The following is a 22955-nucleotide window of genomic DNA, read 5'->3' as shown; positions in this document are numbered from 1 at the left end:
TTATGTTAATGAAATGTTTTAACCTACAATTAAATCTACAGGTTTTGTTTTGTACTAAATTAGGGACTTTTTCACTCAGAATGATAGAATCAAATTTATTTTATTGTAAAAATTATTTTATTCCTATCTAAGTGTATATTTTTCTTGAAAAGTGCAAATTGAAATCTTTCAGCTCAATATCCATATTGGCGAAATTCTATCGACTGATTCGGGCTTTTTGAATATATCCATGTTGGTGAAACAAGTAGTTATTAACTTAGTTTTTTGGATAGTTTAGAATATAAGGCGTTATCTTCAGACGATTTAAAATATTCTTGTCTAGAATGTTCCTTGGAGTTTTCTGATTTTTTATTCGCAATTTATTAATCAATTGTTCAACACCTTTCCACTTTGGCTTAAAAAAATAAGGCTGTCCAAAAGACAGCCCTATTCCATTCAATCATCTTATTCTATCCAAATTCGAGGGGTTAGTATCCAGGGTTTTGGTCCTTTTGCTCAATTTTAGGGTTGTTGTCTATCTCTGTTTGAGGGAGAGGTAACAACTCGTGTTTGTTTGCAGTAAAGTAAGAGATTGGCTCGGCAGTTTGTTTCTTGTTCTTTCTCCATCTAATAAGGTCAAGATTACGAACTTGTTCTGCGGCCAACTCTACATAACGTTCGTGTTGCAAGGCTTCAAAAACCTTGGCTTTTGAGTCACATGGATAGTTAGCAGTAGGATAAGCTGGCATTGCCACGGATGCTCTTGCTCGCACTTGGTTCATAAGCGAAATCGCTTTTGCCGAATTACCAAGTTCGTTTTCACACTCGGCAAGCATCAACAAAACGTCAGCGTAACGCATCACTCTCATGTTTATACCGCTAGTGGCAAATCCTGCATTCGATTTGTAAAGAAGAGAGTATTTTCTCCAGCTGATTTTCATTGTTTTACCATCTACGGTAGATGAGTTTCCTTGAACAGCGTTGTCATCCATTACGTCCTTGCCGTTATTGAACTTGTCTCCGGCTTTCCAGAATGACATATCAAAACGTGGGTCATTTTTGGCATCACCTTTTGAAGTTTTTTCATAATTAGCCAAGATTTTATTCGAAGGAATCAAGTTTCTCCAGCCAATTGGAGAATATTCTTGGGTTCTGATGGTCTCTTCCTGTGCACTGTTACCATCACCATCTGGTCCGCTCCAGTTAAAGGCTCCGTTTGATGGACTGAACACAAATTCAAAAATTGACTCTGCATTGAATTCGCCTTCTTCGTTAGTAAGATCTAGGTAGTTATCAACGATTTTGTAACGACCCGAATTTACTACTTTTTCTAATTCTGTTTTAGCACTTGCATAATCTCCCTGTTGAAGGTAAGTTCTTGCCAATAGTACCTGAGCAGCTGCTTTTGTAGCTCTACCAGCTTCACTTGCTGGATAAGTGTCAGGCAAAGCACTTTCGGCAGCTTTTAAGTCGTCTATTACCTGTTTGTACACTTCTTGTTGAGTAGCTCTACCTTTAGATCCTTCTACTGATTTAACATATTCTGTATACAAAGGCACACCACCCCACAAAGTACCAAGCTCAAAATAAGCCATCGCTCTAAGGAATTTTGCTTCTCCAGCTACACGATTTTTGATGTTAGCGGAGAACGATGCCGTAGTCTTGTTAGAACTTTCAATAACTACATTTGCACGGTGAATAACTCTGAACCAGCCCGTGAAAACATCTCTGGCTACGGAATTGCCCGGGTCGTTTACACCTATCAGCAACTGATTTCTTGGGGTTTCGAGCTGGCCACCACCAGTTGCCATTTCGTCACCACGAAGATCATGTAAGAAAAACCACTCACGTGCTCCAAGACCAAAGCCTTGAAGTAGAGCATAGGCACTATTTACCCCAGCTACAAGTTCAGCATCGTTTGTAAAGTACGTGTCAAAAGTTACCCCGTTTGGGTTGATTTTGTTCAGGTCTGAGTTGTCGCAGCTCAGTATGGTTGCTAGACCACGTGCACCTGTCAGAAATAATATTTTTTTCATTTTTTAAATGTTATTTTAGAATTAATTAAAACCAAGATTCAAACCTACTGTCATTGTGCGAGCCTGAGGATATGCACCATAATCAACACCATTGAGTAGGTTACCTCCTGTAGAGCCGATTTCAGGGTCATAGCCAGAGTAGTTTGTAAATGTTAGCAAGTTTTGGCTTGTTACATATAGTCTTGCTTTTGTCAATACATTATTGGTCACTTTAGCCAATTTGTTCGATGGTAAAGTGTAACCCACTGTTAGGTTTTTCAATCTCAAGTAAGAACCATTGTCTAGGAATCTATCTGAAGTTCTTGAGTTTTGATTAGGGTCACCACTTACAGCACGAGGAACGTCGGTATTAGTGTTAGTTGGTGTCCAAGCGTTAAGAACATCAGTTGTTGCATTGAAAAGTCTCAACATACCTTGTCCGATAACCTTGGTTCCGTTATAAACTTTGTTGCCGTATACGCCTTGGAAAAATACTGCAAAGTCGAAGTTTTTGTAAGTTCCGGCATAATTTAGACCATAAGAGAATTTAGGCAAGTAGCTTCCAAGGTAGGTTCTGTCGTTTGCATCTATTTTGTTATCTCCGTTCAAATCTCTGAATTTGATATCTCCTGGTTTTGTACCAGCGTTTTGGTAAGGAGTTTTTGCATCACCATCAGCACCGTTTGCAGCAGATATTTCTCCTTCGTTTTGGAAAATACCAGCTACTTGCCATCCGTAGAATGACTGTATAGGCTGACCTACTTCTGTACGGGTAATATCAAAACCACCAAAGTCGGCGTTGCTTCCTGCGTTAATGGTTGCATTTGCTGTAGCCAAACTCAATACTTTATTTCTTACCAAGTCAAAAGTACCCGTGAATGTAGACTTCAGGTCTTTTTTGTCTAAACGATAGCCTAAAGCAAGTTCAAATCCATTGTTTTGCATGCTACCAACATTGGCCAGCGGGCTATTAGAATAACCAAGTGACTCAGGAATTGGCACTCTTAATAATAAACCTTCAGTTTTACGTGAGTAAACCTCTGTTGAAACCGTGATTTTGTTGTTAAACAATGAAAGATCCAGACCAACGTTTTTCATAGTTGTTTCTTCCCAGCTTAGGCCTGTATTACCGAGACTGTTGAAGTATGAAGCAAGTTGAGAGGCATTACCAAATGAATAGTTGGTGTTATTTGCTGAGATAAGCGGCTGCCAGTCATAGTCACCGATTGAGTTATAACCTGTAGAACCAACACTTGCTCTTAGTTTTAACTCACTAACTGCCTGTAGGTCTTTCATAAATGATTCTTCGCTAAGTCTCCAACCCACTGATACTGAAGGGAAAGTACCCCATTTTCTCTCAGGAGCAAATTTTGAAGAACCATCACGTCGAACGGTCGCACTCAATAAATATTTGCTATCGTACTCATAATTAAGACGACCAACATAAGAGATTAAAGTGTTTTCTGTAAGTGAGGTATTACCGCTTATGTTAGATGCTCCTTGTACCTCTTTGATATTATTGTCAGGACGTTGACCATTGATAGTAATGCTTTTGAACTGAGCGTCTTGCTTTTCAGCCACCGCGGTAGCACTTACCAAATGTTTGCCAAATGTTTTGTCAAAGCTCAGTTGGTTAGTGAATACCGATGAGAAATATTGTCCTCTGTTTTGCGAAACTTCGGCTGTTGGTCTGCTACGGTTTCCATCATTATAAATAGGCACAAATGAGCTGAAAATTGAACTAGCATAGTCACCACCCATCGTAAATTTGTATTTTAACCAGTTTGTGAATTTCACCTCGGCAAAAACACTTCCAAGAACTTTATAAGAGCGATTTATTCTGTCTTTTTGTTCTTGAACCACTATACGCATTGGGTTTTCAGGGTCAGTAGCATCCAAACCTTGGGCTGTAGTACTGTATCCTCCCAATTTGGTAGGGTCGCTCACAGGCCAGTAAGGTATCATACGCATGATGTTCATTACCAAGCTTCTGCCACCTGCTGTACCTTCACCAATTCTGTTGTCGTTAGATACCATCATGGTTTGACCGATAGTTAAAAATTTGGCTACATTATGGTCAGAGTTTAATCTGATACTTCTACGAGCGTATTCAGTATAAGGTAAAATACCTTCTTGCTTAAAATTACCCAAAGAAAGGTAGAATTTCGATTTATCAGAACCGCCAGAAATCGCCAATTGACTGTTGTAAATTGGTGAATTTTTGAACATTACATCTTGCCAATCGGTTTCTGTCTGAGCAAAAGTAGTAGTAGCACCCTCATAAATAGGAGTGTTTAGGTTCGTAAAACGACCAGGAACTGCCTGTCCAGATGCTGTAAGTAGTGCTGTTCCGTATTTGATATACTCTGCACTGTTAAGTAGGTCAAGGGTTTTCCAAACTGACTGCGTACCTACATAGTTGTCAAGCGTTACGCTAAGTTTACCAGATTTTCCTTTTTTGGTAGTGATCAAAACCACACCGTTGGCAGCTCTAGAACCATAAATGGCGGCCGCACTTGCATCTTTCAATACTTCAATAGACTCTATATCAGCAGGATCTATAGTATTTAATCCACCACCGGGTATACCATCTATTACATACAGTGGATTAGGGTTAAGGCTGATTGAACCTACCCCTCTGATTCTTACTGTTGGTTCATTACCTGGGCTACTACTGTTAACAACAGATACACCAGCAACACGACCTTGCATAGCTTGTGTAGCACTTATAACTGGTTGAACACTAAGTTCTTTGCTAGATATAGAAGAAACCGCTCCAGTCAAACTGGTTTTTTTCTGAGTACCGTATCCCACAACAACAATCTCATTCATCAGGTTTTCGTCAACTTCTAATGAAAGGTTGATTTCGCTCTGATTTCCAACTTTAACTTCTTGGTTTTTGTAGCCCAAGAAACTGAACACCAACGTAGAACCGTTTGAAGCCTTGATCTCGTATTTGCCGTCGTTGTTGGTTACCGTACCTGTGGACGAACCTTTTACTACAACACTCACGCCAGCTAGGCCTTCGTTATTTTCGTTTTTAACCACACCTCTAACTTGGGCTAGAAGAGTTGTGAACGAAAACAAGCTAAAAACAAAAATGGACAATAACCTTATTGATTTTCTCAATAGGTTTTTTGGGAAGAAAGAAATTTGTTTGTGTTCCATCATTTTTTGGAAGGTTTGAATAATAGTTAATAAATGATTAAAGATTAATGGTTCAAAAAAAATGTCAATTGTACTTATTAAAGATTGTTTATACTTTATGCTTTATATTTGCAAATCTTAATAAAGTGTCAATTATACACATAATTATATGTGTCAAAAGTACACAAAAAAATAAAAGGTCAAAATAATATCACAATTTTTATTTTTAAATGAACTAAAATTGTTTTGAATGTCAATAATTCTTTAAAAAATTATATTAATAGATAAATCGTTAATTAGAAATTTTAATAATGAAACCTATTTTCCTCTGTTTCGGGTGTTTATTGTTTTTCGTCGCATGTAAAAGAAATGGCGACACCTTGTTCGAAAAAATGTCAGCTTCGGATACCAATGTTAGTTTCAGCAACGACATAATTTCCTCGGATTCCTTAAATGCCTTTACCTTTACCAACTTTTATAATGGGGGTGGTGTAGGAGTTGGAGATTTTAACAATGATGGACTGAGCGATGTCTTTTTTACAGGAAATCAAGTGAGTTCTAAGCTTTATCTGAATAAAGGAGATTTCAAATTTGAAGATATTACAACCTCGGCAGGGCTGAACACGCAATCTTGGTGCAACGGCGTTTCGGTGGTAGATATAAATAATGACGGTTGGGACGACCTATATATATCTGTAGGATACCATAAGTTATTGAAAAACACCCAGAATCTCCTTTTTATCAATCAAAGGACTAAAACACCTACTTTTAAGCAACAAGCCGCGGAATACGGACTTGATTTTGTTGGTTATTCTACCCAATCGGTCTTTTTTGACTATGATATCGATGGAGATTTGGATGTTTTTTTATTGAATACCTCTCCTGATACGCAAAATCCGAGCTACCAAAGGGTGGCTATAAATGACGGCTCTCATCCTTCCGCTAGCAAATTGTATAAAAATGAAGGGTTAAAAGACGGACATCCTGTTTTTGTTGATGTTTCTGAGGAGGCGGGCGTAACTTACGAAGGACTCGGACTTGGTGTGGTGGTTTCAGATCTAAACAATGATGGACTTCCGGATATTTATTGTTCAAACGACTTCATGAGTTCTGACGTGCTATACCTTAATAAAGGCAACGGCAAGTTTGAAAACGTAGTGAAAAGTGCCATGCCTCACACTGCTATGTCAGGGATGGGAGTAGATGCCGCAGATATAAATTTGGATGGTAAAGTGGATGTCTTTCAGCTAGATATGATGCCCGAAGAAAATGCCAGACAAAAACAAATGCTTGGTAGGCAAGACTATGACCGCAAAGAACTGAGTGTTTTGAATCCATATTTGTATCAATTGCAATATATGAGAAATATGCTTCAGGTAAATCTTGGAAACGACGGCACAATACCACAGTTTAGCGAAAACGGCCTTTTGGCGGGAGTTGCGAAAACGGATTGGAGCTGGGGAACCATGCTTTGTGACTTCGATAATGACAATTTCAAAGATATTTTTATCTCAAATGGCTACCGGAAAAATGTGACAGACCTGGATTTTATAAGCTATTATCGTAACAACAACATGTTTGGGTCTGATGCTTATCGCAAAGAAAACAGGACCGGCCTAATAGAAAAAGTACCGGAGATTCCCCTCAAAAACTACGCATATAGGAATACCGGCGATTTACAGTTTGAAGACGTTTCTGCCAAGTGGGGATTAGATGAACTTTCATATTCCAACGGTTCATCCTACGCCGACCTTGACAATGATGGAGATTTGGATTTGATCATCAACAATCTGGATTCTGAGGCATCGATTTACAAAAACAAAACCAACGAAAACAAAACGACCAAAAGTGTTAGAATAGACTTTGAAGGTAGTGGGTCAAACCTATCAGGTTTTGGTGCGAAAATAGAAGCTTGGGTTGGTGGCAAATTATTGCTTTTTGAAAATTATCCAGTGCGAGGTTATCTTTCTTCTGTACAAAAAGGGGTTTTGGTGGGCTTAGGTCAAAATAATACCATCGACTCGCTGACTGTAACTTGGTCAGATGGTAAATCTCAGGTCTTGAAAAACCTAAAAAAGAACCTGAAGCTTCGATACAAAGATGCCTCATTTAGAGATTCAAAAAGTGAAAAAATAGAGCCCTTGTTTCAGTTGGTAGAGGACCAATTTGACTACCAGCATTTGGAGTCAGACTTTAATGATTTTAATCAAACGGCCTCTCTACATAAAATGCTCTCGAAGTTTGGACCCGCTATTGCAAAAGCTGATATCAATGCCGATGGTTTAGAAGATTTTGTGGTTGGTGGGGCATACAGAGGAAGCGAAACCATGGTTTTTATTCAAAATTCTAAAGGTCAATTCTCGAAAACCCAAGAAATAAGTACCAGTAAAAACATGGAAGTTGGTGCACTTACATTCCTTGATGTGGACAAGGATGGCGACCAAGATTTGGTTTTTGCTGGCGGAAGCTGCGAGAGACCGCTCGATATTCCAGAGGCTTTCCAGCCGCAACTTTGGCTCAATGATGGCAAGGGAAAGTTTAGTTTTTCTCCAAATTTGCCAGCTTTTAACGTTAGTAGTCAGTTAATTATTTCTTTTGATTTTGACAAAGATAATGATCCTGATTTGTTCATTGGTGGACGCATGATTCCAAATCAATATCCATCTGAGCCCAGCAGTTATATCCTTAGAAATGATAATGGAGTGTTTAAAGATGTAACCTCTCAAGTAGCACCGTTTTTAAGAAATCTGGGTATGGTTTGCGATGCAGTGGTTACCGATACTAATAAAGACGGCTTCGCCGATATTGCTTTGATAGGAGAGTGGATGCCGCTTACCATTCTTCAAAATACTAAAGGTAAGTTTACGCTGAAACAACAACAAAATACCGAAGGCTGGTGGAATACAATGGAAGTTTCGGACTTAAATAAGGATGGTCATGACGATTTTCTATTAGGAAATGAAGGACTAAATACTTTTTATAAAGCAAGTGCCAACCAACCTGTGGTGATGTTGGTCAAAGATTTTGACAATGACCAAAAACTTGACCCAGTAATGGGACACTATCTGCAAAATAAACTCGTTCCGGTGCATCCGAGGGAGAATCTCAACTTGCAAATTATAGGATTCCGAAGGAAATACATCACTTTTAAAGATTATTCAAAAGCACTGTTTGATGATTTGTTTACCGAAGAAGAGAAAAAAGGAGCACTTAGAAAAGAAGTCAAGGAGTTGAGGAGCTGTATGGCAATGAGTAATGGTAAGGGAGATTTTGACCTGAAACCGCTTCCATGGCAAGTGCAGGCTTCGCCTATTTATTCATTCATTGTGGATGATTTAAACCATGACGGCATTGCTGATATTATCTGCACGGGTAATTTTCACCCCAACGAAGCACATCAAGGACGCCAAGACGCCTCTCGCGGAACGGTTTTGATAGGCAACGGCAAGGGGAATTTTGAGTCTTTGAGTTTTGAGAAATCAGGTCTAAATCTTTTGGGAGATACCAGAAAAAGCCTCTTTTTCCGTGATTCTAAGACATTGGTTACGTTTTTTAATTCTGGGAAAGCACAGGTATACAAAACCCAGAGAGCATTGAAATAGATTATTCTTGAAAAGTTTTTAGGCTAGTTTTCAAACTAAAACAACAAGGTCAAATGACACATAAAGCTATTTCTGAGCTTCAATTGTGAGCCAGAAAGATCTTGGGCTATGGGTTTTTGAAGCGAAAAACCGGCGGTTATTTTTTTATAATAAACTTCGCTCCCTAACATGGCTGTGGTAAGGTATCCACCTGAGAATTGGTTGTCAATACCGTTCTGTTTGTCGTGGCTATTGTATTCGCCCAAGACGCCCAAATTGGGCAAAAATGTAAAATCTCCAGCCGTTAATTGCATAAAACCGTTCACTATGGCTCGGCTTTTGTTGGCAAATTTGTAGTTGTTTTTGTTGGTTCCGTTTATTTTATAACTGAGGTCCAAGTTTAGTCCAATATTATTCTTTCTGACGGTATAAATGCTGTTGATGATATAATCCACAGAGCCTGTGCCCAATTGGAAGTTTGGATTGGCCACCTCGTCTTGGCTCATTGTATAGTCAAATTTGCCCGTAGGAAGTTTTATTCCTCCACCCAATAGCCAAATATGATCTAGTTTATGTGCCGTACTATCAAAAAAAGTATTGACCACATTGTAATGTGCCAAAGCTGATACGTCACCAATTCCCGAAAGTGTTTTTCTTTCGCCAGAGGCCATGATGGTTTGGGTGTTAGATTGTACAGAACCCATCAAAATCAGTTGCGTTTTTTTGATTGGATATAGCCTGAGCCAAGGTTCTATGGACTGAAAATTTTCTTCGGTTTTTAGCAAATTACTTGTGAAATGCGAATCAAAAGTCTTGGTTTGATATCTAAGGCCACCAAATTTAAAGTGCGATTGGGGTAAGATTCCAAAAAAAGACGAACCATTTCCGCAGCCGCAAACATCACAAGCTGAGGTATTTAGTGAGAATAATATAGAGAATAAAAATACGAGTTTTTTCATGATAACTACCAACCTATGTAACCGATTGGGGTGATATTGTTGAGTCTTAAATAACAAATGGCTTGGCCTCTGTGGTGAATGATGTGATTTTCTAGAGCATAAAATAATCTCCAAATTGGGATATCCTCACCAGCATAAGGTTCCATTTTTTCGAGTCTTTCGAGTGAAGTTTCGGTAGCTATTTTGCCCACCCAAGCGTAGAATTCTTTAATCTCTTTTTCAAGGTCGGCCTTCGAAAGCGTTTTCCAATAATCCTTTATTTTGCTTTTAGCTTCTGTGGGATTTTCTATTTTCAGTCTTCCACAAAGTTGGGCTGTGTTGAAAGTGATGCAATGCACAAATTGCGTTCTCCAAGAGAAAGATTCTGGAGTATATTTCCAATCTAACTTATCTTCAGGCATTTGATTATATAACCGCAAAGTATAGCTTTCCGAACTTTTCCAAGCAGACGCAAACTGTTGAGAAAATTCGTTTTTGGCCTTTTTCTTGTTGGCTAAACTTGGAAGACCTAAAGCACTCAATGCCAGTGTCTTTAATGCAGTTTTTCTGTTAATATTCATTTTATTAAAGTTCAAAAGTCAAATTTCCCCAATAACTTTGGTAGTCGGCCTCAGGGTTGTTTTTAAGTTCTATCATGTGTACAGTGCTGATCATCCAATATCCATTTTTGTCGAGAATCAGGGTCAAAACTCCGTTTTTGTCAGTTCTAAGCTTTTGATGGGTGGTTTTTTGGGTATCGGTTTTGTGCCAAGCCAGTATCATTTTGTTGGCAAACGGCTGATTTTTATACAATACTTTTACTTGCATTTCTTGACCGACTTTCAGCAGGTAAGGATTTTTCAAGGCAATGATTTCCAGAGGCATTCCAGTATTTTTTTTGTATGAATCGTCGGTTTTGTTTCCAACTTGTACTATTGATTTGGCACAGCGGCTATAAAATTCCCTCGAAGCTTTATTGATTTGGCCGTTTTTCTTTCTCAGCTCATAAATGTTCTCAATGCCATCTTCCTCCAGATAATCATTGAATTTGTCTGCTTCAAGTCCAATAAATGAGTTTTTAGAAGCCATGCTCAATAGGTGAGTTCCTTCCGTAGTAAATTTTACTGGAATCGGCAGAGAGTCACTTTGAATTGCTTGATTCGTTAAGTCTCTTATTCCTGATTTGGAGTGAATTTTTAAATTCAAGAGCCTTTTGATTCTGTTGGCCCATATTTCACCGGTGAAATCCTCACCTACATACAAGCGTAAGTCTATGGTTTCGTTTACTGCCAGTCTGAATTTGCTCGGCATCAGCCAAAATTCATGTGCGAATAGTCCAGTAAAGAATAATGCAAAAATTAGCGTCAGTTTTTTTCTCATGTTCGTTTGATTTTTCGTCTATACCAAAGCAAAAAGCCAGTAATGGCCAATAAACCAGGTGTTAGTCCGATGATGATGTAAAATATTTTAAGTAAGTGTCCGCCAAAATTACCCACATGTAATGGAAAAGCAAAGGCTTCTAGTTTGTCGGTAAAAGCAAGCTGATCGAAAGTGCCAATCTTAAGCAATTCGCCATTTTGGGCATCAAATACTATTGAGTTTCCGCCCGCAAATATTTCGTTTTGGCCTTTTATGTTGCCCCTGATGCTAAATTTTCTCTCCGGTTGAGTTGGAAAATAGACATAACCAGGTTCTAAGTCTGGATGAATCTGACGGGCTTGGGCAAACATTTTGTCGAAGGACATTTTGGCCAAGGTATTTTTAGGAGTCGGAATCGTTTCTTTGTCCCAAGTTTCTTTTTCAAATGCAAAAAGATTCATCCAAAAACCCGTAAAAAATATGATGGCATTGAAAAACAAAGACCAAACGCCCACAATTCTATGCAAATCAGATGAGAATGTCCTCCAGTTTTTACTTTTGAGTTTTATTTTGAAAGTCAGGACTTTCCAAATGGATTTTCGGTAAACTATAAAACCCGTGATGATAGAAATGAGCATTGTCAGCCCAAAAATGGCCGAAAGTGCCGCCCCTGGCATACCAAGATGCAAGGAAAAATGCAGTTGGAAAATCCACTCTATCCAGCCCACTTCGAGGTCATCGCCTCTACCGTGTCGTAGGATTTCTCCAGTGAACTGATTGATGGTTAAGGCACCCAAATCATAAGAGATCAACCTTGCATCATTTAAATAAAGCCTGAAATGATAGGGCAGATTTTTGTCAGCATTCGGATATACCCAAGCGAGTCCATCCAGATGGGTATATTTATCCGTTATGATTTTGTAAATACTGTCCAACGAAAGCGGCTTTTTATCCGATACTATCGGTTTTTGGTAAAAAAACTCTTCCAACTGGTCTTTGTAAACCAATATAGAGCCACTAAGGCCATAAATCAACAGGAAAAATCCTGTGACAAGGCCAAACCATTTGTGGAGGCTATATATCAGTCTTAATAATTGATTCTTTCTCAATTTTTTACAAATTTCTCAGGATGTTTTTCAAAAGATTCTTTGCACATTTTGCTACAAAAACCGTATTGTCTTTCTTTATGATTTGAAACCAGTTTTGTTCCTTTTTTTACAGTCATTTTGCAAACTGGATCTGTGCCATTTTTGGCTAAAGTTTCAGACTTCTCTTTCTTAGGTTCTTGCTGAAAAGCTATGGCTTGAATACTTACAAGAACACTGAAGATTAAAATTACTCTTTTCATATTTATTTGATGTTTAATTATGGTACAAACCTTTTGTCTTTCAAAAACGACTCATCAGTAAGTGTTTTCAGAAAGGCAATGATTTGGCTTTTCTCCTTTTGATTAAGAGCGATTCCTATTTTTGTATTTTGCTTGAAAATAGGGTCAAGCGTCTCTAAGTTTGCCATGTTGCCATCGGCATAGTGGTCCAGAACGTCTTCTAAACTTATAAAACGCCCATCGTGCATGTAAGGGAAGGTATATTCAATATTTCTCAGGCTCGGTACTTTGAACTTGTACTTGTCTTCTTTGAGTTCGGTTATTCTGTATCTACCCGTATCTACAAAATTCCTGAAAAAGTCTGTCGGTAGTCCGTTTGACCTAAAAGACTCATCGGTGAACAGTGGCTCAGGGTGACAACTGGCACAACCTTTTTCGTTGAAAAGTGTTAGCCCGGCCTTTTCATCTGCACTGAAGCTGGCTTTACCCGCTTTGTATAGGTCGTATTTGGAGTTGGCTGAAACCAAAGTGAGCATAAATTGCGAGAGCGATTTTAGAAACCTTTCCGTCGTTATATCCTCAGTTCCAAAAGCTTTTTTGAACATCGGCGGATAGGTGACGTCTTTCCTAAGTTTTTCTAGAACATTACCTATCTGCTCGTCCATTTCCACCGGATTTTCTATCGGAGCCAAAGAAAAAAGGTCTAGGTCAAATACTCCGCCATCCCAAAAGAAAGTCTTCCCCCATGCCAAATTCTGCAATGCGGGTGCATTTCTTGGACCTACCAGGCCATCGATACCGTGGCTTTGTGCATGCCCATGATGCGTAAATGCGTAAGGTTGGTTATGACATTCGGCACACGAAATGGTCCCGTCTCGCGAGAGTTTACCGTCAAAAAATATTTTTTTACCCAATAAGAATCCATCCTCAGTGATGGGGTTGGATTCCATTTTGTAAGAAGTATTAGGAAAAGTACTCGGCTTTTCGAATAATACCAAAGGAGTATCGGGTTCGGTAGTTTCTTCTTTAGAACAACCCCAAAGTAATATGGAAATAACAAGTACAATTCCTAACTTCAACTTCATTTCGGCTTACATTTCGTCGTTATGAACGTGTTCTACCGCAAACATGTCTTTGTAGTTGTTCGCTACAGCAGTACCCAAGGTTGGGTTCATGATGGTATTACTTTCTGCTATTTTAAGTGTTGATTTAAACACTTTTTGGACATCTATAGCCAAGTGAACTTCTGGTGCAATATTTTTTCTCACTTTAGCAAGGTCGGCCATGGTAAGGGTAACAGTCCGAAGGTTGTTTGCCGTCTTAGCAGTCATTCCACCGAATCCACCAATATGAAACTTGTAATCCTTGGCCGCATTGGTAGATTTTGCCGATTTCCCTTCCATTTTGAAGAAAATATAACCCGAGTTCCATGACCAATACATGTTGTCGGTTCCGTAGGAGGCTGGGTCAAGTACGCCCGTCCTTTGTGAAACATCTGATACAGATTTGGCACTGTCTACACCTACCATAAATGACACAGAGGTGTAATCACCAGCTGGAACATCTGGCAAGGTAATCGTATGGCTAGATTCAACCGATTGCTTAACCAAGAAATATTTATCTGCAAACTTTAACTCCGTGCCATCAGACTTTTTGAGGCTAATATTGCTAACAAAGTAGTTGAAAGTAGAAATGGTAAAATCTTCACTCGAGGCATTGGTGTAAGTCTTTGTATTTAATACCACAGGGTCAGTACCCACCAAGTTTTCAAAGTAAAGACTTACACTATTTTTATCGTTTGGATTGATATCAGAAGTTTCACAGGCCGCAAAAAACACAGAAATACCTAAAACTAAAGCAAATGCTATTTTTTTCATTTTTTTTGAAATATAATTTTTTTTAACAAATAAGAATATGCAATGACTTGGATAGAAAACAAAGTCATTAATCATTAATGGATTATGCTATTGACAATTCCACTATGATTGATGATAACAAAAAATTTATCTTAAAAAATTATACCTGCGGAGGATGAAAAAATGAAAAAGCGTTTTTTGAAGAGAAGAATTCTGAGTAAATGAAATTTGGATTTTCCTTTACCAAGAAGGGTTTTTGAAGAAAAAAATCTGTGAAAAGATTGGTTTTTATCTCGGATTCGAACGAAAGCAGTTTAGTGATGAAGTTTCCTGTAGCTTGTTTTTGGTCTTCTTGTTCGGCCTTTTCAAGTTGTTTGGCCAAATAACATTTACCGTCGCAGTGCAATTCTGGTCGGCTTTTGTTAACACAATAATTCTTGATAATGAAGTCTTTGCGGAGTTCATAATCGGCAAAAATAAGCGGAGCCATCAACATCTTAAATGTTATGGTAATAAGCAAAACGCCCCCCGTTATTTTTTTTATCAAGTCCATATTTGACACAAATGTAATCCGAGTTTTTAGAAATTGTATTGACGAATATCATAAAAGCGATATTCGTGGAGTTTTGCAAATCAGCCAAAGGCGAAAAACTCACCTTTGGCTTAAATATTTTATTTTGGAAGAATAACGGTGTCTATCACATGTACCCAGCCATTTGAGGCTTTTACTGAGCCAAGAATCTTGTTACCATCTACATAAGTTGCTCCGTCCTTTACGGTGAAAGTCACGTTGCTACCGTCCACCATGCCCATCGATTGCCCATCTTGGAAAAAGTCAGCCGCTAAAGCTGAGGTCATCACATGGTGCTGCAGAATGGTCTCTAATTTGCTTTTATTTTCGGGTTTCAAAAGATCCTCAACTGTTCCTTTAGGAAGTTTTTCAAAGGCCGCATTGGTAGGAGCAAAAACCGTAAATGGCCCAGCATTGGAGAGTGAGGTCACCAAGTCAGCAGCTGTTACGGCCGTTACCAAAGTAGTATGATCTGGCGAGGCAATGGCCACTTTTACCACGTCTTTTTGGGATTCATCGTCTTTGACACCTTCTTGACCACTTAAAGCCACCTCATCAGTTGATGCTGTAGTGGCGGTTTCACCAGATGTACAAGATGCCATTAAGACAACAAAGAACAAAACATAAAGTACTGATTTCATGATAAATAAATTTTAAAGGTTTGATTATAAGTCTTTTTTACTAAAAATTCGATATCCAAAAAATACGGGGGTAATTACCCACAATAACAATAAAACAAAAGATATAAATACGCCCCAAGTAGAGCTGAAAAAATTCTGAAAGACGGCTCCTGTTATACCCATAAGTGCCGATACGTCCAACTGCATGAGTACTAAAATCCTGGCCAAATCCATCGGATTGAGTGCCGAAAACACGAGTGAAGCTTTTTCCATGGGATAGTCCGCCATGTTGACCAACACCATCAGCACCATGCCGTCGTAGAGGATGCAGAGATAAAACCAAACAGCCAATGCCACGCCAATGGCTTTTGCTTTGTCTTTGGTGATGACTGATGCCAAGAATGCTATAGCGACGAAGGTGAGGGTAATCAATAGTCCGCCAGAAACCAAAGTTAAGCCCCTCATGGAGCCATCAAAAATTAAGGTGGGCAGGCCAACGCCAATCAAAAAGGCCATTCCGAGCGAAAAACAAAGCCCTAGAAATTGACTAAAATAAATGGTGCGGCGGCTCATGGGTTGGGCAGAAAGGAGCTCTATAAATTCGTAAGAATTATAAAAATGGATGGTTGAAAATATGACACTGACCAATGGAATGACCATCAATATAATGTTCAAAAGGCTCAAAAGTCCTTTGTTGGGGTCTGCTTCAAACCAAAAAAAACTCACGCTCAACAGCAGAAGCAATAAGGTATAACCCATCACAAACCTGTTGCGAATGATGTCATATACTACGTATTTGATCGTTTTTTGCATACAATTGTTTTTTTAATATTAAAAATGCCACATTCAAAAGGTAGGCTATAAAAGCGATGCCATTAAAAATCCCTCCGAATAATCTCCAATCTGAATTTTCTTGAAAATCCCCGATTATTCTCAAACCTAAACTGAGGTTTAAAATAAATAGCCATAGGTAATATGTTGGATGGAAAGGTTTATGATTGATTTTTAATAGTGCTGGAAAAATAATGGGGGCATGGGCCAAAATCATGTTTAGAACAAAACCAATGAAAAAGGCATGAAGCAGGGCATCGTAAAGAAATGGCCCTGATAAGAAACCAATGATTCCGGTTATTGCCAACCATGCAAATGCCGTAAGAAGGCTGAATCCTAAAAATTTATAGCTATTCTGTTTTTTGATATTTAAAAGAGCTATATCGTTTCTGATAAGCCATTGGGACAATCCAAAAAGGCTTAAGCTTAGAATTTTAGCAGTTCCAAAATGATACAAAGCAGAGGTGAACATCACAAGAAATAACCAGAAATAAAGCTCTATTTTTTGGAATTTTCCTTTGGGTAAAAATCTAGTTAATTCTAGTCGCTCACCTACTATCGTAAATAGTAAAAATAACATCCATGCTGCAAAAGCAATGGGGTAAGAGTTTGTTTTAGAAAGTGCAAAATGCCCCAATATCTGAAACGTAGCTCCAGCCAAAAGCAATAGGTCGCCTTCGCTTTTATATTTTTTGTAGTTATAAACACAAACACCCAAGTACCCAATGCTGCCCGATATCAACAGAAGGTAGCTTATGTTTGGGAGGTCAAACAAAAAGAAAGGTATGCTTAAACCAAACATGAGCGGAATGCCCAGTAGAATTGTTTTATGAAGTGTCGCTACCCGTTCAAGGCTTACAAGAGTTCCCAAAAAGCCGCCCACCATAAAAATACCGTGTTGGCTTATTGGTATAGCTGAAGGAATTTGAATTGCCCAACCCATACGTACCCAGCCTCCCCAGATACCCAGAATAAGGGATAGGATAGCCAATGGCAATATGTAAACAAATGGCGATTTCATTTAACTAGCTCAGTTTTTTTTTTACTATTCTGCATTATTTGAGCAATGATTTTGCTCAAACGGTCTTCACCAAATTCCTCTTTTAATGCTTCCATTTCTTTAAAAAGTCGTAAGCGGCTATCTTGCATATACACCACATGGGTGGACAGTTCCTCCAAGTCTGCCATGATATGTGAGGTGATAATGATCAATTTGCCTTTCCTTTTTTCTTCCAAAATTTTACTTTTCAGCAGCTCACTTGCCAGTGGGTCTAGTCCCGCGGTGGGTTCGTCCAAAATCAAAACTTTTGGGTCAAACAAAAACGCCAGGGCTGCACTTACCTTTTGTTTTGTGCCGCCAGATAGTGTTCCGAGCGGTTTTTGGTACATTTCCTCGAGTTTGAAGAGTGCTATTATTTCTTCGTCTATAATAATTCCCTCTTTTTTGCCTTTTCTGATGTCTTTCATCATGTCTATCAGTTGGGCGATTTTCAGATTGGGCGGGTAGTTACCTATTTGTGGCATATATCCAATTTCGCTTCGATAAGCAAACTCATTTTTTATGTTTTTTCCATCAAAAAGTATTTGTCCAGAATCAGGAATAACCATACCCAAAAGCGATTTTATCAGCGTGGTTTTTCCGGAGCCGTTGGGTCCCAAAATGGCTATAGATTGACCCATCTCAAAATTTAAAGAGATGTTTTGAAGTACTTCCAATTTGCCGAAAGACTTGTTTATATTTTCGAACTTTATCATCATTTACACTTTAAAATTGAACGCTTTTATGGCATTTGGTTTCATACTTGGGCTATCGTCTTTCAGGTTTTCAGGCGTTAGGCTGGGTATTATTTTTTCTATTTTATCCAGCAAGGTTGCTGTAAAACTCCTCAACAAAATCATAGCCTGTGGCATACGCTCTATTAGGGTCGAAAACAAACTTACGGGCCTATACAAAATATCGCCTTTGCCGTCGTGGTTGAGGTCATAGCCTTCGTATTTGTCCCAATAGTTGTCGTTGAGATAGTTAAATGTCACCGATCCGTTGGTGGCGATATCAAAAGTGTTGGCCATGAAATTGTTGTGATGAATGTTGTTTTCGTCGCAGTTGGCTTGGATTCTAAGTCCTACACCGTTTTTTCGAAAAACATTTTCTTGCATTTTTAATCTACTACAGCCCTCCATGTATACACCTACCGTATTGGAATTGAACAAATTATGTTCAATGTCACTGTCAGAAATGTCTTTTAACAATATACCATAGGCCGACCCACCCCAATTGCTATCAAAAAAATTGTCTTTCATAGTGACGTGTTTGGTGTACATTACGGCCACGCCAGCTCCATTTTTCTTGAAAATATTATGAGTGTAAGTATCGTAATGAGAAAACATAAAATGTAATCCGTACCGTATGTTTTTGGTTGATAAGTTGTTTTTAATAAGTGAGTTAGTAACGAATTCGAAGTAAATGCCATCGCGGTGACCTTCTATATAATTGTTGAAAATATTTATACTGTCGCATTTCCAGGCGTGAATGCCGTTTCCAGTGGTTTGTTCTTCTTTGGGAGTACCTATTATTCGGTTGTTTTCTATCAAACATTTGTTAGATGCGGAAAGATAAACGCCGAAATAACAGTTTATAAACTCATTTTTGAAAACTTTCACATTTTCTGATTCCAGTATTTTTACACCGGCCCAATCTATCATACTGGTTTCTCCAACGTTCAAGAATTTGAACCCAGAAATGGACACATCGTTTGATTTAACGATAAAAATTTCGCCTTTAAATTGAGCATCCAAAACCGGTTGGTTTTGCCCGATTATCACTAAAGGTTTGGTGATTTCTAGATTCAAAACTTTGTAATTTCCTTTTGCCACCAAAATGGTATCATTGGTTTTAGATTCAAACAGTGCCTTTTGCAATTCCTGAACAGTTTTTACAGGCCAATTATAAGAGAAAGCTTCAAAGCTTAATATAAATAAACAGAACGTGAATAGCGTTTTCATTTATAAAGGTTTTTTATGCCTGTCCATGTAATATTTTTTGCTGTGCTGTCAGTAGATATAAATTCCTGCAGGGATACCTCGTTATCAAAAGCAGCAATATTTCCTAGCATAGGACTTTGAAGATTTTCTGCTTGAACAAAAAAAGTTTTGTTGTAATCGATGAATTCTCCGGGTTTTTCGTAGTTGTTTACTACCACATGTTTGCAATCAGCCTCGTGTAATTCGGCGGTTTTCATGTATTTTGACATACAGCTAAGGTCATCAAACTTGAATACTTTGCCTTTTAGGGTTACGAGTTCTGTTCCAAATTGCTTGTCCATGATTGTCATTTTGCAAAAAGCACAGTTTTCTTTTCCATAATTGATAGGTTCAGTTTCGAAAGAACAAGCTGAAAATGAGAAGAAGGCTATAAAAATTAAGACTCTATTGATAATGTAAGTTTTCATAAAAGACTCATTTGTTGGTTTTTATCTCAAAGATTAGTGTCGAAATAGTAACTACGCCTAGCAAAACAAATAGCCAACCGCCTATGTCAGGGATAGAGTATGCTCCAAAGTTGAGCAGCTCTTTATAACCTATTAACGGTGGCTGATAGGCCATGCCGGGTACTTTTATAGCAGCTGAATCGTCGAGATTGTGTCCATATTCGTATCCCCAGCTCCAAAAATCATACATGGCCACTATGCCTGAAAGAATTAAAATAACCAAAAATCCAATCAAGATTTTGCGGTTTTTAAGAAATGCCGTCATTAAACCAAGGGCAATTATTGTTGCAACAGCATAGGGAAGTATTTTGAATTCCGGAAACATCTCTTCTTTGATGTGGGCCATGCCGATGTAGTGGTTTAGACCATTGATAATGTCCACTTGGCCACTCAGCTTACTTAGCCAAATAGACATAGACAGTCCTTCTGGATATTGTGGTGCCCACAAGTCTATTCTCCAAATAGGCACGAAGTAGGCTATGATAAGCAATAAGGAGCTGATAGCAAGGCTAATCTGAGATATTTTCTTTAACGGTTTCATTTGATTTTGGTTTGAAAATGAAGCGGAGTAGGCACCCCGCTCCATTAAAAGTTTACACTATTTTTTAGCTACGTTTTTTTCTGCTTCTGCTGATGGATTGTTTTTGCCAGTACCCCAAGTTAGCGGCACATTACTTCCTGCAGGCGATACTCTAATATAGCCTTGCATTTCTTGGTGGAGTGCCGAACAGAAGTCTGTGCAATACATCGGTGTTACTCCAACTTTGGTTGGTACCCATTTAAGAGTACTCGTTTCGCCCGGCATAACCAATATTTCGGCATTCAGGGCACCTCTTACAGCGAATCCATGGGGAACATCCCAGTCTTGTTCTAGGTTGGTAAGGTGGAAATAAACCACATCGCCTAATTTTATTCCCTCAATATTATCGGGACTAAAGTGCGACCTAATGGAAGTCATATAGACATGTACTTCCTTTCCTTTTCTAACCACCTTGGTCTCTTTTTCACCCTTAGCCACATAGGGGTGTTTGTTTTCTTCGAGTTTGAAAATTTTCTTGTTGTTTTTCTCAATCAACGAAGCCGGAATAGACTCAGCATAGTGTGGCTCGCCAATGGTTGGGAAGTCTAACAAGAGTTTCATTTTGTCGCCCGAAATATCATACAACTGTGCCGATTGAGCCAATTCTGGTCCAGTAGGTAAATATCGGTCTTTCGTTATTTTGTTGTAGGCCACCACGTATTTACCCCAAGGTTTGGCAGTTGGTCCGCCCGGAATACTTAAGTGACCCACAGAATAAAATGTTGGCACTCTATCTACCACTTCAAGTTTTTCTATGTTCCATTTTACCAATTCTGATGACACAAAGAATGAAGTTATAGCATTGCCTCTGCCGTCAAATTCTGTGTGCAATGGTCCTAAGCCTGGTTTTTTAACTTCTCCGTGTAGCACAGCGTCGTATTTCAAAACTGGAATTCCGTCAAAATTCCCATCATAAGTTTTGTTGGCGATAGCCTTCAACATTTTGTCAAAAGAGAAAACAGGGATAACAGCAGCTAATTTTCCTGATCCAACTATATACTGGCCGGTTGGATCGACATCGCAGCCGTGTGGAGATTTTGGACAAGGCATGAAGTACAGTAAGTCAGGACACTCTTTGGGGTCGAGTGTCATTACTTCGTTTATGATGGTAGAAGTGGCAGAGTGCGTCTCTTCACTGTAGACATTATGAGCATATTTTGCAGGTTCTTTTTTGCCTTTACCTTGAGCTAAATATTCTTCAGCTTTTTTCCAATTTACAGCCAAAATAAAGTCTTTGTCTTTTTGAGAAGCATTCACTTCTAAAAGACTATTGGCTTGCTCTGTATTATAAGTGGAGAAGAAAAACCAACCTGCCGATTTGCCTTTACCAGCACGTGCGAGGTCATAGCTTACGCCAGGAGTTTTTAGTTGGAATTTAATACCCATTCTTCCCGAAGTTTTATCTATACTCACAAAACTGATGTAACCTTTAAAGTTTTGTTTAAATGAGCTGATTGGCACATCGGCCTTATTGTCTGGCGGAACTGAAAAACGTGTTCCAGCCACTGCATACTCGGTATTGGCAGTAACAAATGGCGAAGAGTGATTGCCACCGGAGTTAGGAATTTCGATGATTTCTTCAGTTCTGAAAGTCGAAAGACTTACACGGGCAATTCTTGGCGTATTGTTGCCATTAATAAAAGCCCAACGGCCATCATGCTCGCTTTTGGTAGTGGATAACGCCACGTGGTGAGAGTCGTCCCAAGGCACAAAGCCATGCGAAGTGTTCAGCATCGGTTTGGTTTCTTCGCTATATCCCCAGCCACTCTCAGCAAACTGAGAAAAGACTGGAATAATCTTGAGGGTTCTGCCTGATGGTAAGCCTACTACCGAAAGTTGCCCATTAAATCCACCTGATACAATGTTATAAAACTCATCATGTGTTCCGGGTTTTACGTACACTTTTTCGGCAGCGTCTCCCGCTAGAAAAGAACTACTTGCGGTTTTATCAGCCGAAGGCTTGCATGACCATGCTCCTAGAATTGCCAACGAATAGGTTGCAATTTTTAAAAATCTGTTTTTCATTTTTTAGTAAACTTTAAATTAAACTTCGATCGGTCTTTCCTACTTTTCACCGTCATTTTGTCTCATAAATTCTATGAGGCTTCTAGCTTCAGGTGCTGTTATGTTTTGATTGGGCATTCTGACTAAGCACTCTTCTAACATTTTTTGGGCTTCAGCATCTTCGGCCAGCATCATGTCCACATTGGTGATCATGTTTACAATCCATACGGGTTGGCGGCGTTTTGTTACACCCGCCCAACCGGGCCCTACAAGTTTTTCTTCGGAGAGTTTGTGGCATGCAGAACATTTGAGGTCATAAATTCCTTGGCCTTCTTTTACCATGGCTTGGTCTAAAGGCGTACTGAGAGCCAGCTCTTTGACCTCTTCGCCATGTACTTCTTCTTGTTTCTCAAGTACCGAATCGTCGGTTTTGGGTGTTTCAGCTCTTTGCTCAGCTCCGCCACAGCTCCAGAAGAATAAAGGGATAACTGCGAGCAGTAGAATAATTTTTTTCATACTAAATATGTTTAAAATAAATAATAAAAGAGTTAAATATCTTTTTAACAAAAGTATTTTGAGACCTGCAATCTTTTAATGACCAAAAGGCAGTTTAAAAGATGATTGTTGTCATATAATAGAATAAAAGACCTTAATATCTT

20 protein-coding genes are annotated in these 22955 nt (G+C 38.8%); 1 reads left to right on the top strand and 19 read right to left on the bottom strand.

Annotation, left to right across the window (positions count from 1 at the left end; all coding sequences use genetic code 11):
• Positions 1-467: 467 nt before the first annotated feature.
• The gene (locus tag EGI31_RS24800; RefSeq protein WP_255039901.1) at positions 468-2015 is read right to left on the bottom strand and encodes a RagB/SusD family nutrient uptake outer membrane protein; all 1548 of its coding nucleotides are present in this window, start codon (positions 2013-2015) and stop codon (positions 468-470) included.
• A gap of 21 nt (positions 2016-2036) precedes the next feature.
• Positions 2037-5165, bottom strand: a complete 3129-nt coding sequence (locus tag EGI31_RS24795; RefSeq protein WP_255039900.1) for a SusC/RagA family TonB-linked outer membrane protein — start codon at positions 5163-5165, stop codon at positions 2037-2039.
• Between the two features lie 368 nt (positions 5166-5533).
• Between EGI31_RS24795 and EGI31_RS24790 the strand changes: the two genes are divergently transcribed.
• On the top strand, positions 5534-8743 hold the full coding sequence (locus tag EGI31_RS24790; RefSeq protein WP_255039899.1) for a VCBS repeat-containing protein: 3210 nt from the start codon (positions 5534-5536) through the stop codon (positions 8741-8743).
• A gap of 35 nt (positions 8744-8778) precedes the next feature.
• Here EGI31_RS24790 and EGI31_RS24785 read toward each other — a convergent pair whose 3' ends face one another.
• From EGI31_RS24785 to EGI31_RS24705, 17 genes are all read right to left on the bottom strand, one after another.
• Positions 8779-9681: a hypothetical protein gene (locus EGI31_RS24785; protein WP_255039897.1), complete on the bottom strand. Its 903-nt coding sequence runs from the start codon at positions 9679-9681 to the stop codon at positions 8779-8781.
• 5 nt (positions 9682-9686) lie between these two features.
• Positions 9687-10241: a DinB family protein gene (locus EGI31_RS24780; RefSeq protein ID WP_255039896.1), complete on the bottom strand. Its 555-nt coding sequence runs from the start codon at positions 10239-10241 to the stop codon at positions 9687-9689.
• 4 nt (positions 10242-10245) lie between these two features.
• Complete coding sequence (locus EGI31_RS24775; RefSeq protein ID WP_255039895.1) at positions 10246-11040, bottom strand: DUF4198 domain-containing protein; 795 nt, start codon at positions 11038-11040, stop codon at positions 10246-10248.
• Positions 11037-12128 carry a PepSY-associated TM helix domain-containing protein gene (locus tag EGI31_RS24770; RefSeq protein ID WP_255039894.1) on the bottom strand — a complete coding sequence of 364 codons (1092 nt, stop codon included), beginning with the start codon at positions 12126-12128 and terminating at the stop codon, positions 11037-11039. The genes EGI31_RS24775 and EGI31_RS24770 overlap by 4 nt, the downstream gene beginning before the upstream one ends.
• A complete protein-coding gene (locus EGI31_RS24765) occupies positions 12125-12367 on the bottom strand; it encodes a YHS domain-containing protein (RefSeq protein ID WP_255039893.1) in 243 nt (80 codons plus the stop codon). Before EGI31_RS24765 ends, EGI31_RS24770 begins: the two co-directional genes overlap by 4 nt.
• Before the next feature lie 17 nt (positions 12368-12384).
• Positions 12385-13431 (bottom strand): cytochrome-c peroxidase, encoded by a 1047-nt coding sequence (locus EGI31_RS24760; RefSeq protein ID WP_255039892.1) that lies wholly within the window; start codon positions 13429-13431, stop codon positions 12385-12387.
• A 6-nt stretch (positions 13432-13437) separates the two neighbouring features.
• Positions 13438-14223, bottom strand: a complete 786-nt coding sequence (locus EGI31_RS24755; protein ID WP_255039891.1) for an MbnP family protein — start codon at positions 14221-14223, stop codon at positions 13438-13440.
• 139 nt (positions 14224-14362) lie between these two features.
• Positions 14363-14755 carry a hypothetical protein gene (locus tag EGI31_RS24750; RefSeq protein ID WP_255039890.1) on the bottom strand — a complete coding sequence of 131 codons (393 nt, stop codon included), beginning with the start codon at positions 14753-14755 and terminating at the stop codon, positions 14363-14365.
• 119 nt (positions 14756-14874) lie between these two features.
• Positions 14875-15414, bottom strand: a complete 540-nt coding sequence (locus tag EGI31_RS24745; protein WP_255039889.1) for a fasciclin domain-containing protein — start codon at positions 15412-15414, stop codon at positions 14875-14877.
• Positions 15415-15438: 24 nt separating this feature from the next.
• Positions 15439-16206, bottom strand: coding sequence for an ABC transporter permease subunit (locus tag EGI31_RS24740; RefSeq protein WP_255039888.1), 768 nt, complete (start codon positions 16204-16206; stop codon positions 15439-15441).
• Positions 16175-17245, bottom strand: coding sequence for a DUF8744 domain-containing protein (locus EGI31_RS24735; protein ID WP_255039887.1), 1071 nt, complete (start codon positions 17243-17245; stop codon positions 16175-16177). Before EGI31_RS24735 ends, EGI31_RS24740 begins: the two co-directional genes overlap by 32 nt.
• Positions 17242-17982 carry an ABC transporter ATP-binding protein gene (locus EGI31_RS24730; protein WP_310586244.1) on the bottom strand — a complete coding sequence of 247 codons (741 nt, stop codon included), beginning with the start codon at positions 17980-17982 and terminating at the stop codon, positions 17242-17244. Before EGI31_RS24730 ends, EGI31_RS24735 begins: the two co-directional genes overlap by 4 nt.
• Positions 17983-19227: a nitrous oxide reductase family maturation protein NosD gene (gene nosD, locus EGI31_RS24725; RefSeq protein ID WP_255039886.1), complete on the bottom strand. Its 1245-nt coding sequence runs from the start codon at positions 19225-19227 to the stop codon at positions 17983-17985.
• Positions 19224-19673, bottom strand: a complete 450-nt coding sequence (locus tag EGI31_RS24720) for a nitrous oxide reductase accessory protein NosL (protein ID WP_255039885.1) — start codon at positions 19671-19673, stop codon at positions 19224-19226. Before EGI31_RS24720 ends, nosD begins: the two co-directional genes overlap by 4 nt.
• Positions 19674-19680: 7 nt before the next feature.
• Positions 19681-20253 carry a hypothetical protein gene (locus tag EGI31_RS24715; protein ID WP_255039884.1) on the bottom strand — a complete coding sequence of 191 codons (573 nt, stop codon included), beginning with the start codon at positions 20251-20253 and terminating at the stop codon, positions 19681-19683.
• A 57-nt stretch (positions 20254-20310) separates the two neighbouring features.
• On the bottom strand, positions 20311-22317 hold the full coding sequence (gene nosZ, locus EGI31_RS24710) for a Sec-dependent nitrous-oxide reductase (protein WP_255039883.1): 2007 nt from the start codon (positions 22315-22317) through the stop codon (positions 20311-20313).
• A 39-nt stretch (positions 22318-22356) separates the two neighbouring features.
• Entirely contained in the window at positions 22357-22812 is a 456-nt protein-coding gene (locus tag EGI31_RS24705; protein WP_255039882.1) for a c-type cytochrome, read from the bottom strand.
• Positions 22813-22955 lie beyond the last annotated feature (143 nt).

The organism is Lacihabitans soyangensis, assembly GCF_024343775.1.
GTDB lineage: Bacteria > Bacteroidota > Bacteroidia > Cytophagales > Spirosomataceae > Leadbetterella > Leadbetterella soyangensis.
This window is presented reverse-complemented; position numbering and strand designations above follow the sequence as displayed.

Excerpts from the sequence above, each read along its gene's own strand:
- EGI31_RS24800 (WP_255039901.1), bottom strand. The coding sequence starts at position 2,015 with ATGAAAAAAATATTATTTCTGACAGGTGCACGTGGTCTAGCAACCATA.
- EGI31_RS24795 (WP_255039900.1), bottom strand. The coding sequence starts at position 5,165 with ATGATGGAACACAAACAAATTTCTTTCTTCCCAAAAAACCTATTGAGA.
- EGI31_RS24790 (WP_255039899.1), top strand. The coding sequence starts at position 5,534 with ATGTCAGCTTCGGATACCAATGTTAGTTTCAGCAACGACATAATTTCC.
- EGI31_RS24785 (WP_255039897.1), bottom strand. The coding sequence starts at position 9,681 with ATGAAAAAACTCGTATTTTTATTCTCTATATTATTCTCACTAAATACC.
- EGI31_RS24780 (WP_255039896.1), bottom strand. The coding sequence starts at position 10,241 with ATGAATATTAACAGAAAAACTGCATTAAAGACACTGGCATTGAGTGCT.
- EGI31_RS24775 (WP_255039895.1), bottom strand. The coding sequence starts at position 11,040 with ATGAGAAAAAAACTGACGCTAATTTTTGCATTATTCTTTACTGGACTA.
- EGI31_RS24765 (WP_255039893.1), bottom strand. The coding sequence starts at position 12,367 with ATGAAAAGAGTAATTTTAATCTTCAGTGTTCTTGTAAGTATTCAAGCC.
- EGI31_RS24760 (WP_255039892.1), bottom strand. The coding sequence starts at position 13,431 with ATGAAGTTGAAGTTAGGAATTGTACTTGTTATTTCCATATTACTTTGG.
- EGI31_RS24755 (WP_255039891.1), bottom strand. The coding sequence starts at position 14,223 with ATGAAAAAAATAGCATTTGCTTTAGTTTTAGGTATTTCTGTGTTTTTT.
- EGI31_RS24750 (WP_255039890.1), bottom strand. The coding sequence starts at position 14,755 with ATGGACTTGATAAAAAAAATAACGGGGGGCGTTTTGCTTATTACCATA.
- EGI31_RS24745 (WP_255039889.1), bottom strand. The coding sequence starts at position 15,414 with ATGAAATCAGTACTTTATGTTTTGTTCTTTGTTGTCTTAATGGCATCT.
- EGI31_RS24740 (WP_255039888.1), bottom strand. The coding sequence starts at position 16,206 with ATGCAAAAAACGATCAAATACGTAGTATATGACATCATTCGCAACAGG.
- EGI31_RS24735 (WP_255039887.1), bottom strand. The coding sequence starts at position 17,245 with ATGAAATCGCCATTTGTTTACATATTGCCATTGGCTATCCTATCCCTT.
- EGI31_RS24730 (WP_310586244.1), bottom strand. The coding sequence starts at position 17,982 with ATGATGATAAAGTTCGAAAATATAAACAAGTCTTTCGGCAAATTGGAA.
- nosD (WP_255039886.1), bottom strand. The coding sequence starts at position 19,227 with ATGAAAACGCTATTCACGTTCTGTTTATTTATATTAAGCTTTGAAGCT.
- EGI31_RS24720 (WP_255039885.1), bottom strand. The coding sequence starts at position 19,673 with ATGAAAACTTACATTATCAATAGAGTCTTAATTTTTATAGCCTTCTTC.
- EGI31_RS24715 (WP_255039884.1), bottom strand. The coding sequence starts at position 20,253 with ATGAAACCGTTAAAGAAAATATCTCAGATTAGCCTTGCTATCAGCTCC.
- nosZ (WP_255039883.1), bottom strand. The coding sequence starts at position 22,317 with ATGAAAAACAGATTTTTAAAAATTGCAACCTATTCGTTGGCAATTCTA.
- EGI31_RS24705 (WP_255039882.1), bottom strand. The coding sequence starts at position 22,812 with ATGAAAAAAATTATTCTACTGCTCGCAGTTATCCCTTTATTCTTCTGG.